The sequence below is a fragment of the Endozoicomonas sp. NE40 genome (assembly GCF_040549045.1).
In the GTDB taxonomy this organism is placed as follows: Bacteria; Pseudomonadota; Gammaproteobacteria; order Pseudomonadales; family Endozoicomonadaceae; genus Endozoicomonas_A; species Endozoicomonas_A lisbonensis.
On sequence record NZ_JBEWTB010000002.1, the window covers coordinates 2,474,185 to 2,488,367 of the forward strand.

Sequence of the window (14,183 nt, forward strand, 5' to 3'; positions counted from 1 at the left end):
GGTTACTATTACAGGGCGTTCGGACTACCAGAGTGGACAAAAGAGAGAGCCGCATGAAAAAACAGATAAAGGGCAATGTCAGTACAACCGTACTGTTACTTCTGGCGGTTGTGGCTATGGTGCTTGGTTTAACGTTTTATAAATATACAACCAGGCCGTCAATTTCTCTCGAAGACCTGCAGAAAATGGGTACAGTTGTGTTTGATACTCCCCGGTCTTTCCAGATGGCAGACCTGACAGACCACAATGGCAAAACATACAACAGTGGCAGTCAGCAGGGCCAATGGACACTGATGTACTTTGGCTACACATTCTGTCCGGATATCTGCCCCATTACACTGAGTCAGCTGAATGGAATGGATAAACAACTGAAGCAGGATAATATAAATCTGGCTCAACAGATGAGGTATGTGCTGGTGTCCGTTGACCCTCGTCGGGATACTGTTGAGAAACTGAAAGGCTATGTGCCTTACTTTAACAAAGACTTTATTGGTGTGACCGGTGAGGTAAAAAATATTCATGACCTCACGGTACAGCTTAATATTCCCTACACACCAGTGCTTGATCCTGAGGATGAATTTTATCTGGTCGATCACGGTGCCAATCTGGCCATCATCAATCCGGCAGGCCAATACCACGGTTTTATCCGCCCTCCTCTGGAGCCCGCAAAACTGACCCGGATCATGACCGCTGTTGATGAAAACTACAGGCGTTAGGCGATATATGGCGAATTACTTATATTGAGCCAGACCTTTACTTCGTAAACTGCGTCTTCTTTTGCAGTCCTGTGCCTCGCCCTGTGGGACAGGCACAGGCTTAGATTGTCAGTTTATAAACACGAGAACATAATGATCCAGGTTGTAGGTCACAGTAATCCCGATTCCGATAGTATTTGTTCAGCCCTGGCTGCTGCCGAATGGCTGAAAATTTCCCGCGGCGTTGAAGCAGTTGCGGTTGCCCAGGGCGAAGTCACTGGCGAAACGGCTTTCATCCTGAATGAAGCTGGAGTTGAGGCGCCTGCTCTGTGTGAAAGTGTTGAAGGCAAAAAAGTATGGCTGGTGGATTTCACCGATCTGGGTCAGGGGCCGGAAGGTCTCGATAAAGCCGATATCATGGGCGTTATTGACCACCACCGTCTGGGCGACCTGACCACTGTTAATCCGCTGGAAATGTGGATCTGGCCTGTGGGTTGCAGCTCTACCATCCTGTTCAACCTGTTCCGTATGGAAAACGTGAAAATCGAGCGTTCCATTGCCATCCTGATGCTGGGAGCCATCATCAGTGACACGGTTGCTTTCCGCTCTCCAACCTGTACCGATAAAGACCGCGAAGCCGCCAAACAGCTGGCTGAAGAAGCGGGTATCAGCCTGTATGACTTTACTGACAGCCTGCTGCGTGCCAAGACTAACCTGGACGGCCTGACCATTGACAGCCTGGTAGACCGTGACCTTAAGCAGTATGCCATTAACGGTGCCAATGTGGTGGTAGGCCAGGTTGAAATCGCCAGTTTCGAGCAGGTTGAAGATAAAATTGAGGCCCTGGACGCAGAGCTGCAGGCTCGCTGTGAGCAGGAAGGTTTCAAACTGGCTTCCCTGATGCTGACGGATATCACCTCCTCAACAACCCGCCTGCTGGTGAAAGGTGAGTGGGCTGACAAGCTGAAGTCCGACAGTGCCGACCGCTGGGTGCAGATGGAAGACACCCTGAGCCGTAAAAAGCAGGCGTGGCCGTGGATGCAGAAGGTTCTGGCAGCATAATCATACCTTGAACTTCAAACCACTCATCTCAGTATGAGTGGTTTGTAAAATACGATACAAGACGTGCAACATCTGTTGTTTTAAAGATTGGAGCAGCTATAAGATAAAAGAGAGGAAAATAATAAAAAGCAGGTAAGCGCCATGAAGCCTGAACAATACCGGCTCTTTCCATTGGTGGCTCTTCTGTCTTTGAGTGCCAATGCATCAACCTTGCAGTTCGGCATGGATAACGACGTACTCTTCAAGGTCGATGGCGATTATTCGAATGGGCTGTTTTTCGGTTACAGCTCCTCCCCTTCCCCACTCAACTCAGACTCAGTGCTACCATTTGATCCTACAAAAAAATACCAGACAAGCTGGTCAGTTTCTGTTGCCCAGAAAATGTGGACGCCTTCCGACATAAAACAGATAACCCCAAAAGAAAATGAACGACCCTATGCCGGGCTGTTGGCATTAGATTCCGGAATTGTTGCAACTAACGGCAAAACTGCGCACAGCCTTGGGCTTTTGCTTGGACTGACTGGCCCTGACTCTGGTGCCGAGGAGGGGGCAGAAACGTGCGCATCGGCTGTTTGGCAATGCCATTCCCCGGGGGTGGGATTATCAGGTAAAGAATAAGGCTGTGATTGATGCCAGCTATGAGTTTGATCAGCTTCTGTATCGCTCAGCCCATCAACCCTACCAGAATGAATTTAGTGGTTATGGTCGTGTAGTTGCAGGCAATTTTCAGCCGGAAGTTGCTGCAGGATTCGGCTGGCGCTGGGGAAGCAATCTTCAGAACAGTTTCAGTTCGACGGCTTTGCGCCCATACCGTCAGCGGGTTATGGCTGCTGATAGTTTGTATGATGGCTGGTATCTCTATGGCAATGTCGAAGCGCGCTATCGCTTTGATGATGCAACGATTACCGGGAGTACACAGAAACCGGTTCCTGACGTAGAGTTGGAAAAAGGCCAGATGACGGCGGCTTTGGGAGCTGTGTATTTTTATCGACAGTTTGGTATCGGGCTGTCTGCTGTTGGTTACTCAAAAGCCTTCAAACAGGATAAAGATGACTGGCATTTCAGGAACTCACTCATGTTCTACTGGCTGTTTCAGTAAACAGGTTCGTTAATTCTCAATAGTTATAAAAAATAATTTGGGTACAATCATCCGGTTTTGAAAGAAGTGTTTTGAGCAGCAAGGAAAACTGCTTACAGTAAAATCGATTGAATAACCCGAATTATCTATGACCAACAACAATGTCTCTGGCCTGCGCAGAAAAACAACTCATAAAACGATTCAGAAAACGATCGCCTCTATCCTCTCTGTAGCAGCCTGTTCGACAGCAATAGCTTCTACTGCAGAGACAGGACGATGGGGAATCGGCGTTTCAGCCCGTCACGGCACGATTCCTTATAACACGGATCGTGCAGATTCTGTTCGAACGACAATCCCACAGATTTTTTATGAAGGTGAACGCGTTTTCCTGCGCGATCTGGAATGGGGTGTAAAAGCCTATGAAGAAGGTGACAATCGCATTAATGCGGTGGTCAAACGGCGCTTTGTAAGCATCCCTCGTCGTATGCAAAATGAGTATCAGGAAGACTCTCTGGACTGGGGGCTACAATGGATTCACCGGGTAAACGACGAGCGCAGCTGGCGGTTTGAAGCACTGACAGAAACGAAATCCAGGTCACAGTTTTATGCCGGTCATGACTGGCAACTGCAATACGGTGATCTGGAACTTAATCCAAGTGCAGGCCTGCGTTACAAATCCAGAAAATTTAACAGTTATTATTATGGCCTGAGCGATTATGAAGAGTTCAATGGCCAGAAAGTCGGTGCAGGCGTTGAGGCTGAAGCGGGTGTCAGCCTTCGTTATCCACTGATTGGCGGGCTGTATTTAACCGGTGCGCTGGAGTACGTTTACCTTGACTCCAATGCTCGTAAGTCTCCTCATGTGAACAGCAACGGTCATGGCGCAATCCGGCTTGGTTTTATCTACTTTGATGAGCCTTCCTCCGGCACTGGAACCGCGCCCGCTATGGCTGAAGGTTCTTACCTGCGAGGGGCTCATGGCTGGGCAACACCGTCGGATATGAACGAAATACTTCGTTTTAAGTCTGAGCGCGATGCTTACAACAACCAGATGAGTTCTGTTTTTTATGGCCATCCATTACGACAGGACTGGCTGGGGCTGCCGGTTGATGTGTACCTTCACAGTGGTATCGTCTACCACTATGAAAAAGACAAAGTAGACGAGAATGGCAGGAAGGTTCAGGACCCGGTCTGGGAAGGGGTGGTTTCCATCAAGGCTTATTACAACTTCACCTGGCCGACTCGCTGGCGCTTTGGTATTGCTGAAGGCTTGTCTTATGTCAGCAGGCTGACCTACAACGAATGGCAGGAGATGGACAAAAAAGGTAATAAAGGCAGCAAACTGATGAATTACCTGGATGTCAGCTTCGACGCTAACGTTGGCGATCTGTTCCGCAGCAAGTCTCTGGAAAACCTGTGGGCTGGTTACAGCATGCATCACCGGTCTTCTATTTTTAAACAGGCATCCCAGTTTGGTCGTATAAAAGGCGGCAGTAACTTTAATACCCTCTACCTGCAATACCACTTTTAATAAGGGTGATATGCCAGAAAAAATCACCCGGCCATTAAAACCGGGTGATTTAAGAACGGGTATTACTCTCTTAATGTCGTGTAGATCATGCTGAACAGAAACAGTATAAAGCAGACGACAACAACCGACGGACCAGCGGGGGTGTCCAGATGCCAGGAGGCTGATAGTCCACCGCATACGCCCAGCAAGCCAAACCCGCTGGCCAGAACCGCCATTTGTTCCGGGGTGCGTGCAAATTTCTGGGCGGTGGCTGCAGGAATGATCATGAGCGAGGTGATCAGCAGAACGCCAACAATTTTCATGGCAATAGCAATCACAAGCGCCATCAGCAGAGTTAACACCAGTCTGGCTCTTTGTACCGGAAAGCCTTCTACCTGGGCCAGCTCAGCGTGAATGGTCATGGCAAGCAATGGACGCCAGAGCCAGATAAGAGCACCAAGCACGATTACCCCGCCGCCATAAATCCAGAACAGATCTTCTACACCGGTTGCCAGCAGGTCGCCGAACAGATAGGACATCATATCGATCCGTACATTGCCGGCAAAACTGATGGCGACAAGACCTATGGATAAGCTGCTGTGAGCCAGTATGCCCAGCAGGGTGTCTGAAGCCATGCGTTTCTGGTTTTGCATCAGTACCAGAATCAGGGCCAGAAGCAGTGAGCAGAAGATAACGGCAAGGTTCAGGTCAATATCCAGCAATAACCCAATGGCAACCCCGAGCAGGGCCGAGTGAGACAGCGTGTCGCCAAAGTAAGCCATACGCTGCCAGACCACAAAACATCCCAGGGGGCCGGCAATCAGGGCCACACCAAAGCCCGCGAGCATTGCATGGAACAACAGATCAGAAATCATGAGGTCAGAAATCATGGCGTGTCTCCAGTATCATCAGCCTTGTGAACAACGTTTCCGTCAACGGTGTGTTCATGGTCGTGATGATGGGTATAAACCGCCAGTTCGTCAGACTCCCTGCCGAACATTTTGTGATAGGCCGGGTCCCTGCGAACCTGCTGCGGAGGGCCGGAGCAGCAGATGTGATGGTTCAGACAAACGACCCTATTGGTAGAAGCCATGACCAGATGCAGGTCGTGGGACACCATGAGTACCGAACAGCCCTGCTCGTTCCTCAGTTCTGTGATCAGATGATAAAGTTCTTTCTGCCCATTGACATCGACACCCTGAGCCGGTTCGTCCAGTACCAGCAGGTGTGGGTTGTGAAGCAGCGCCCTGGCCAGCAGGGTTCTCTGCAGTTCACCTCCGGACAGAGATTGCACCGGAGAATTGATGACATGCCCTACCCCGGTTCTGCCCAGGGCATTTTTGATATCTGAAACAGGCTGGTTGGTCAGGGACAGGAAGCGCTTAACCGTCAGAGGCATGGTGTTATCCACGTAAAGCTTCTGAGGCATATAGCCGATTTGTAAACCACGTTTGATGGTCCTCTGTCCTGAATCAGGTTTCTGCAAGCCCAGAACTATACGAACCAGCGTCGTTTTTCCTGCTCCATTCGGACCGATAAGCGTCACAATTTCCCCCGGGTTCAGATCCAGAGAAATATTGGAAAGCACGGTTCGTTCCCTGTACGCCAGATTGATGTTGTTAAGGCTTATTAGTGTTTGTGACATCGTAATCCGTGAAAAATAGGCTGACCTGAGAAGGTAAAAACCGCTCTGGTCATGACGGTTCATTCATGTCGGTATCAGGCGTGTCACCGGAGGTAACACAATTACGACACAGACCGGTTAATTCAATGGAGCTTTCGGAGACAACAAAACCCTGCTCAGACGCACAGGACTGAATGGCATTATTTATAGCAGCATGATCCACTTCCTGGGTGGTTCTGCACTGTTTGCAGATCAGGAAAGTGCCATGGTGTAACTCGCCCGGGTGTGGGCAGCCAATAAAAGCATTCAGTGAAGATAATCGGTGAATAAGCCCCTGTTCCAGCAGAAAATCCAGAGCCCGGTAAACGGTGGGAGGCTGCGCAGGCCTGGCTTCCAGTTTTGCCAGCTGGGCTAAAACATCGTAGGCCCCAACGGGCTGATGGCTTTGCCAGACCAGTTCCAGAACGGTTTTTCGCAGAGGCGTAAGACGAACCCCGTTGCTCTGGCAGATATCAGAGGCTGTCTGAAGTGCCTCTTCTATGCATTCGTCATGATTGTGGGGGTGATAAACACTGCTCATTGTTTGGGATATATAGCGCCGGGTTAATGACTCGAAAAATGTAATGTTACATTATAACCCGAATTGGTATGGATTTAATCGGACAGATGTCTGCCCGATGGTTACGCTTATTCATTATCCAGTGGAGGTGGTTCCGTGGGATGCCAGGATGAAGAAGTAGAGCCGCCTGAAGGTTTTTGTACCGGCTTTCTCAAGGGTTCATGTCGGGAGAAAGAGACATCGTCTGTTTCGTCTTCACCGGTCTGAGTGGATGCAGAGAACGTTCTGAATGGCACCTCTACAGGCTCGATTTTCCTTTGGGAAAGGAAGTTTTCCAGATGCTCTCTCAGCTCCTGCTCCCGAAAGGCGTTACCCTTTGCTGCCAGTGAAGGATAGGCATTTTTCAGCATAGTTATGGTTTGCTCTATTGCTTCGCCCATTGGCAGTTGCACGTTATCGTAGTACAGAGGGCGACTGATCCTTTGTGCCGCTAAATCGCGATATTCCTGTGGGAAGTGACTGTTGTCCGTTATGCCCCGGCCCTCCAGTTTTTCGACTTTTTGCATGGCTTTCAGCCGTGATCTGGACCAGTAAGCGGTTTGAGTCTGTTGAACCGCCCCGGCTTTTTCTTTCTGCAGCTTGGCATGGTCTTTTGAGCGCAGGTGAACTCGTTCCAACAGAATCGCTTTTTTATGATCTTCTGGCGATTCGCTGTTCAGAAGCTCTATTGCCTGCTTTGCCCAGGGCTCGTTAATTCTCTGGAGCTCCCTGATCTTTCGGGTTATGTGCTTGCCTTCAGGGACATCAGCACGGTCAATAGCTTGCTCACCCTCCTCAAACATCTGGTCGACAGCCAGTTCTGCCGGAGACTGGTATTTGAAGCTGTCCTGATGAGGCGTGTCGGCCATTTCACGCTTACGGCTCCAGTCTTCTTCCTGTTCTTCTGATGGCGTACGGGGGACAGGAGCGTTTTCTTCTGATGGTGAAGAGCTGCTCCAGCTTGTTGGAGGGCTGTATATTCTTCTGGCGTACTCACAGGCTACGTTGTACAGCGCCAGCTTGACGGTCTGGTCGTCAAGGGCTTTATCCAGCCGTTCTATCGTGGCTTTTTTTATGCCAGCCTGAGATAAAATCTCTGTGACGCCTGAGCGCAGCTCCTGCATTTGCGTCACACGACAGATTTGTTTACTGTCCACCGCCATGTCCGCTACTTTTTTGGCTCCGTCCAGAGGGTCACCCACCATTTCTGAGGGGTGTGTAACCGCGTCGGTGATTCTGGCAATGGTCTGGTCAAATGCTTCCCGTTCAGTTTGAGAGTCTTTCAGAAGTGCTTTGACATCGACCACCATCAGGCTGGACACGGCTTTATAAGGCCGTGTCGTGCGTTTTGAGATAGCCCCGGCAAGCGCCCTGGCAAAGGCTTGTTCTTCCTGTTTGCTAATCTCTTCAAACTTTGCCTGTCTGGCGTCCAGAAACTTTCTCTTCCAGCTGGTAGGGGGCCAGAACAGTTTGACCAGCATGCCTTTGAACTTTTGCGACCCGGTTCCCTTAAACTCACCCGCAACGATTTTGCCGTTGCGAAGCCGGAGTACCTGGTCGTCATTGTATTTTTGAGTGAATCTTTCTGCTTGTTGAATCAGATTGGCAGGTATACCAAGCATGCTGCATCCTTGCTGTTTTTTCTGTTCTTGCTGTTGTCCCTTAAAGCAAGAATAGGTCAGGGAAGTACCGGGATGTTTTCCTGACTTCGTAAAAACACCATTTTTTTAAATTCATCCGGGTCCTTGAAGTTGAGAACCTGGTTTTCCTTATGTTCTTTATCTACTTCCTGCTCAGGATGAACAAAGGTAATAATGCGGGAAATCCAGAAGCGGAAGGCTGCAAGGCGCAACATCAGGGGCCATGCCTCTCTTTCCTGTGGCGTAAATGAACGAACCTGTGAGTAGGCATGGGTTATGGCCGTCAAGCGATTGTCGTTCAGCGAGAGGTCGGGATTAATGCACCAGTCATTGACGGTCACTGCCAGATCATAAAGCAGACAGTCGTGGCAAGCGTTGTAAAAGTCGATAATGCCGGTAATCTTTCCCTGATCGAACAAAACATTATCGTGGAACAGGTCGCCATGGATCAGCCCTGCTGGTAGCTGGCTGAATGTGGATCGCTCATAGGTGGATAGCTCAGAAGTGATGTCCTGCCAGAGCGTCAGCATCTGTCCTGCCTCTTCTGAAGGCACAAGTGAACTGAGTCGATTAACCTGAAGCTTCAGCCACGGGATGCCCCGCTGGTTTTCCTGTTGCAGGCTGGATTTTTGCCCAATCCGATGCAGCTTTGCCAGCTGTGTACCAACCTGGCTGCAATGTTCAGCACTGATCGTAGTCAGATGTCTGCCTGAAAAGCACGGACTGATCAGACAGGGCTTACCTTTTAATGTATGCAGGGCCTGTCCCTGCCTGTCTCTGATGGGCGCAGGAACCCGGATGCCCCCCTCACTGAGCTCTGTTGTGAAGTTAATGAAAAAAGGCAGGGTCTCTTCAGGCAGGTATTCAAACAGCGTCAGAACATAGCGTTGTTGTGTACTGCCGGACTTCAGGTCGATGAAGTAATTGGTATTCTCGACGCCGCTTTCGATACCTGTAAAATCGTACAGGGCTCCAAGATCATAATGTGATAACAGCGATTCTATGTCACTGGCTGACAAGTGGGTGTAAACAGACATAACTTCCTTAATGTGTTCCCTTTCAGGCCCTTATGCACTCTCTATATGCACTATTGCGCTTGCACTGGTGTTGTATTTATTGGTCGTACTCTTTATTGGTCGTACCCTGGCGGGTTTCATTTCCATTGGAAAATGGTCCACGATGGTACCAGCATGCCGGGTTTGTCGGCCCGAATAAAGTTTCCCTGATTATCCGCAGCAATCAGAAAGTACGGGGGGCCTATCTTCGGTGTCACATGAATGGCGTACAGGAAAGGGCCGATACGGTATTCTCGAATGGTTCGGTCTTCTCCTGAGCGAATCACAACGGTTGTGTCATCGCGTTGTTCAAGCTCTTCCGGTCGCAGGTTTTTGGAGATTTTCTGGAAGTCCGCTTCACTGATCACATTGGCTTCAGGGCTGACTTCTGGTGGCCTTTCCAGGTTGGCTTGTTCTGAATCCGGCGCTCTGGTCGCGCACCCTGTTATGAAAAGACTGGCAGCCATCAGCGATACTGTGAGTTGTTTCTTCATGGTGTGTCTCGCTCATCATCCATTAGGGCATTAAAATAGCCGCAGTAGCTGAGTTTACTCGGAATTCTCTAACCCGAATATCTTTTAAAAAGTAATGACTATGTCAGAACCATTGCCAGAACAAGAGTCAGAAGCAGTTTTAGAACAAGAGTCAGAAGGCACTTCCAGGCAAGAGACAGCCCCGCTGATTCTTGTTGATGGCTCTTCCTACCTTTATCGTGCATTCCATGCGTCTGAACGGGCCAACCTGCGAACCTCAGATGGTCAGCCGACCGGTGCAATCCGGGTAATGACCAATATGCTGCGCAAGTTGAGCAATGAATACCCCGGCAGCACCGTCGTGGTGATTTTTGATGCCAAGGGGAAAACCTTCCGTCATGACATGTACTCCGACTACAAGGCTACCCGTAAGCCCATGCCGGATGATCTGCGCTCCCAGGTTCAGCCGATTCACGATATTGTTCGTGCGCTGGGCATGCCGTTGCTGATGATTGAAGGCGTTGAGGCGGACGATGTCATTGGAACCCTTGCCCGCGAAGCAACAGAAAAGCAGGTGGATACTATCATTTCCACCGGTGATAAGGATATTGCCCAGCTGGTTTCCGAACATGTCACCCTGATCGACACCATGAAAAACGAAGCCACCGACCTGGCCGGGGTGGTGGATAAGTTTGGCATTCCAGCCCACCTGATTGTGGATTACCTTGCCCTGATGGGCGATTCCAGCGATAACATTCCGGGCATGCCGGGGGTCGGGCAAAAGACGGCTCTGGCGCTTTTGCAGGGGATTGGCAGTATTGATGATATTGCTGAGCGATTGGAAGAGGTTCCGGCACTGGGCTTCCGTGGCAGTAAAAACTTTGCCGCCAAGTTTGCTGAACATAAAGACGTGGTGCTGTTATCCCGTGAACTGGCCACTATCAAAACGGATGTTGAACTGTCTGCCAGTGTGGACAACCTGAAAGCTGACCCGATCGACAAAGAAGCATTGCTGGCGTTATTTCAGCAGTTTGAGTTCCGGTCCATGATCGCTGAACTGGACAGCGACGCAGAAGGTGCGGCAGAAGCCCAGACACCAAAGGCTGAAGCCAGCTATGACAAGGTTTTGACTGAAGCTGAGTTCAGGCACTGGCTGGAGCAGCTGAACAACGCAGAGCTGTTTGCCTTTGATACTGAAACCACCAGTCTGGATTATATGGTGGCAGAGCTGGTGGGTGTTTCCTTTGCTGTTGAACCGGGTAAAGCGGCTTATGTACCGGTAGCTCACGATTATATGGGCGCGCCTGAGCAGTTGGACCGCGACTGGGTGCTGGAGCAGCTGAAACCGTTGCTGGAAAGTGACAGGAAGAAAAAAGTCGGACAGAACCTGAAGTATGATCAGAGTGTTCTGGCTCGCTACGGTATCCATTTGAAAGGCATTGCCTTTGATACCATGCTGGAGTCGTACGTATTCAATTCCACGGCAACCCGCCACGATATGGACAGCCTGGCTGACAAATACCTTGGTCATCAATGTACGTCTTTTGAAGACATTGCCGGCAAGGGTAAAAAACAACTGACGTTTAACCAGATCGAACTGGAGAAAGCCTCGCCTTATGCGGCGGAAGACGCCGATATCACCCTGCGTCTGCATCAGGCACTTTATCCGGGGCTGGAATCCGAACCTTCACTTGGCAAAGTGTTCCATGACATTGAGATGCCGCTGGTGGATATTATCTCGCGCATGGAGCGCAATGGTGCGAAAGTCGACGGGGCTTTGCTGGCAAAGCAGAGCATGGAGATCGGAGAACGACTGAAAGAGCTGGAACGTCAGGCCCATGAAATGGCGGGTGAACCGTTCAATCTGGCGTCTCCAAAGCAGTTGCAGGCTTTGTTGTTTGAAAAGCTGGGGCTGCCCGTCATCAAGAAAACTCCCAAGGGGCAACCATCCACAGCGGAAGAGGTGTTGCAGGAGCTGGCGCTGGATTACCCTCTGCCGAAACTGTTGATTGAGCACCGGGGGCTGAGCAAACTGAAGTCGACTTACACCGACAAACTGCCACAGATGATCAACCCAGGAACCGGGCGTATTCATACGTCGTATCATCAGGCGGTGACGGCTACCGGACGCTTGTCGTCTTCTGACCCTAACCTGCAGAATATTCCGATTCGTACGGAAGAAGGCCGCAGGGTTCGACAGGCGTTTGTTGCGCCCGAGGGCTATAAACTCATTGCTGCGGACTACTCCCAGATTGAATTACGGATTATGGCACACCTCTCTGGCGACAGAGGCTTGCTGGAAGCCTTTGCCAACGGGCTGGATATCCACAAAGCTACGGCTTCGGAAGTATTTGGAGTTGATCTGGACGATGTCACCTCTGAACAGCGGCGGAGTGCCAAGGCGATTAACTTTGGCCTGATCTATGGTATGTCTTCGTTCGGATTATCGAAACAGCTGAATATTTCCAGAAAGTCAGCTCAGGAATACATTGACCTGTATTTTGACCGCTATCCGGGTGTACTCCGTTATATGGAAACCACCAAAGAGAGCGCCCGTGAAAAAGGGTATGTTGAAACCCTGTTTGGTCGCCGTCTCTACCTGCCGGAAATTAACGCCCGTAACGGTATGCGCCGCCAGGGCGCTGAACGTACTGCTATCAATGCCCCGATGCAAGGGACGGCAGCCGATATCATCAAACGCGCGATGATTGATGTTGACCAATGGCTGATGGAAAGCGGTCTGGATGCCCGTATGATTATGCAGGTACACGATGAACTGGTACTGGAAGTCGCTGAAAGTGATCTGGAAGCGGCTTGTAGAGGGGTTGAGGAGAAAATGTCTCAGGCGGCTTCTCTGGATGTACCACTACTGGTCGAAGCGGGTGTTGGCGACAACTGGGATGAAGCCCACTAGGCAGAAACTCATTAAGCAGAATCTCACCAAGCAAGAGTATGCAGGTGCAGTCAGGAGATTTGTAAGGTTTTTGTAAGGATGAAAAAAGCCGGGAACTAATCTCTGAACGACTTGTCTTAGATAGTAACAGTCACGTTTAGTGGCTTGTTTACTCCTTGTGTGTTTAGTGTTGGCAAAGCAGTGGCTGTTCCCCTGCAGACCACTGCGATCAACCAGCTTCCTTCCCCCAAAGGTAGCTGGTTTTTTTTGCCCTGAAAAAAATTCAAAAAAATTTTGAACTTTTCTAAATAACGGTTGTCTTAAGTAATGCAGGAGGGAAACTTTCTGCATTCCTTGTGTGTTTAGTGTTGGCATTAACGGGCAGTCTGACGTTCCCCAACAACAGACTGTCATCACCAGCTATCGGTCCCCACTGGTAGCTGGTTTTTTTTGTCCATATATACGACGACTGTTTGTTTTTTACATGGTTGTCTGGATAAAGCTTTTCTCTTTTTTGTCGATTTCTTACTCTATGACCCACTTTTTTTGAACTATTCAGAAAAACGCTGGTCTGAGGTTGTGTAAGGAGACAAATGCTCTTCTTACACCAACTCCTTGTGTGTTTAGTGTTGGCAAATACTCCGTTATCGGAGCTTTAAACTCCAGTTCCCCTCCCCCGGGAACTGGAGTTTTTTTTGCTTACTCTTCGGAAGCTTCTACATCATCATCTGCCTCTTCATCGAAAAAGGCTTCGTCTTCAACACCCAGCCAGGTATCGAGGTGGTGAGCCAGCTCGGTAACACCGGTTTTTTTCAGGGAAGAAAATAGCTGAACGGTTACCTGGTCATACTCTCTGACTTCATTTTTAAGCTTGTTCAGAGCCTGTTTGCCTACACCGGATTTCAGCTTGTCTGCCTTGGTCAGAAGGATACGAAGTGGCATATGGGACTGGATGCTCCACTGCAGGATCATCCGGTCAAACTCTTTCATCGGGTGGCGAATATCAACGAGCAGCACAACACCTGCCAGTGATTCACGGTTGGTCAGGTAGTCATCCAGATGCTTTTGCCATTTAATTTTCATGGCTTCAGGCACTTTGGCGTAACCGTAACCTGGCAGGTCAACAAGGTATCGATTTTCTTCTATTGCAAAGAAGTTGATCAGCTGCGTCCGTCCTGGTGTTTTACTGGTTCTTGCCAGCTTGGATGAACCCGTCAGGGCATTAAGGGCGCTGGACTTTCCTGCATTAGATCGACCGGCAAATGCCACTTCGCGGGCATTATCCGGTGGACACTGCTTCAGGGTGGGCGCACTCGTCACGAATTGCGCTTTACGATAATTCAGGTGACGGGGAGTTGTATTATTTGTTTCAGTCATGGGGCTTGTTCTGGTCGCAGACTCGGTAAGTGTTTATACTAGTCAGCGTTTCGGGGTATATGCAGCCTTTGGCTGCTGCGATTGTGTCATCTAAGTACTCAGCCGTATGGAATCGAATATTTCTGGCTTATTGGGCAGGTGCTATGCAAGGCGCAACGGCGGGAGCATAGCAAGCTAT

13 protein-coding genes are annotated in these 14,183 nt (G+C 49.8%); 6 read left to right on the forward strand and 7 right to left on the reverse strand.

Features of this window, described 5'->3' with window-relative positions; genetic code table 11:
* The first annotated feature begins 53 nt into the window (after positions 1 to 53).
* The 5 genes from V5J35_RS12245 (at position 54) to V5J35_RS12265 (ending at position 4,366) form a co-directional block, all read left to right on the forward strand.
* On the forward strand, positions 54 to 716 hold the full coding sequence (locus tag V5J35_RS12245) for an SCO family protein (RefSeq protein WP_354007407.1): 663 nt from the start codon (positions 54 to 56) through the stop codon (positions 714 to 716).
* Between the two features lie 132 nt (positions 717 to 848).
* Positions 849 to 1,757, forward strand: a complete 909-nt coding sequence (locus tag V5J35_RS12250; protein ID WP_354007408.1) for a manganese-dependent inorganic pyrophosphatase — start codon at positions 849 to 851, stop codon at positions 1,755 to 1,757.
* A gap of 141 nt (positions 1,758 to 1,898) precedes the next feature.
* Positions 1,899 to 2,375: a lipid A-modifier LpxR family protein gene (locus V5J35_RS12255; RefSeq protein WP_354016391.1), complete on the forward strand. Its 477-nt coding sequence runs from the start codon at positions 1,899 to 1,901 to the stop codon at positions 2,373 to 2,375.
* Positions 2,293 to 2,856, forward strand: coding sequence for a lipid A-modifier LpxR family protein (locus tag V5J35_RS12260; protein ID WP_354016392.1), 564 nt, complete (start codon positions 2,293 to 2,295; stop codon positions 2,854 to 2,856). The genes V5J35_RS12255 and V5J35_RS12260 overlap by 83 nt, the downstream gene beginning before the upstream one ends.
* Positions 2,857 to 2,983: 127 nt before the next feature.
* On the forward strand, positions 2,984 to 4,366 hold the full coding sequence (locus V5J35_RS12265) for a MipA/OmpV family protein (protein WP_354007410.1): 1,383 nt from the start codon (positions 2,984 to 2,986) through the stop codon (positions 4,364 to 4,366).
* Positions 4,367 to 4,428: 62 nt separating this feature from the next.
* Here the strand turns inward: V5J35_RS12265 and znuB are convergent, their stop codons facing one another.
* From znuB to V5J35_RS12295, 6 genes are all read right to left on the reverse strand, one after another.
* Positions 4,429 to 5,217: a zinc ABC transporter permease subunit ZnuB gene (gene znuB, locus V5J35_RS12270; protein ID WP_354011288.1), complete on the reverse strand. Its 789-nt coding sequence runs from the start codon at positions 5,215 to 5,217 to the stop codon at positions 4,429 to 4,431.
* Between the two features lie 14 nt (positions 5,218 to 5,231).
* Positions 5,232 to 5,990 (reverse strand): zinc ABC transporter ATP-binding protein ZnuC, encoded by a 759-nt coding sequence (znuC, locus tag V5J35_RS12275; protein WP_354007411.1) that lies wholly within the window; start codon positions 5,988 to 5,990, stop codon positions 5,232 to 5,234.
* Positions 5,991 to 6,039: 49 nt separating this feature from the next.
* Positions 6,040 to 6,549, reverse strand: coding sequence for a Fur family transcriptional regulator (locus V5J35_RS12280; protein ID WP_354007412.1), 510 nt, complete (start codon positions 6,547 to 6,549; stop codon positions 6,040 to 6,042).
* A 107-nt stretch (positions 6,550 to 6,656) separates the two neighbouring features.
* On the reverse strand, positions 6,657 to 8,189 hold the full coding sequence (locus V5J35_RS12285) for a hypothetical protein (protein ID WP_354007413.1): 1,533 nt from the start codon (positions 8,187 to 8,189) through the stop codon (positions 6,657 to 6,659).
* A 56-nt stretch (positions 8,190 to 8,245) separates the two neighbouring features.
* Positions 8,246 to 9,244: a homoserine kinase gene (locus tag V5J35_RS12290; protein WP_354007414.1), complete on the reverse strand. Its 999-nt coding sequence runs from the start codon at positions 9,242 to 9,244 to the stop codon at positions 8,246 to 8,248.
* Positions 9,245 to 9,360: 116 nt separating this feature from the next.
* Complete coding sequence (locus tag V5J35_RS12295) at positions 9,361 to 9,756, reverse strand: DUF2782 domain-containing protein (RefSeq protein WP_354007415.1); 396 nt, start codon at positions 9,754 to 9,756, stop codon at positions 9,361 to 9,363.
* Positions 9,757 to 9,856: 100 nt separating this feature from the next.
* Here V5J35_RS12295 and polA point away from each other — a divergent pair, with 100 nt between their 5' ends.
* Positions 9,857 to 12,649, forward strand: coding sequence for a DNA polymerase I (polA, locus tag V5J35_RS12300; RefSeq protein ID WP_354007416.1), 2,793 nt, complete (start codon positions 9,857 to 9,859; stop codon positions 12,647 to 12,649).
* A 678-nt stretch (positions 12,650 to 13,327) separates the two neighbouring features.
* Here the strand turns inward: polA and yihA are convergent.
* Positions 13,328 to 14,005, reverse strand: coding sequence for a ribosome biogenesis GTP-binding protein YihA/YsxC (gene yihA, locus V5J35_RS12305; protein WP_354007417.1), 678 nt, complete (start codon positions 14,003 to 14,005; stop codon positions 13,328 to 13,330).
* Positions 14,006 to 14,183 lie beyond the last annotated feature (178 nt).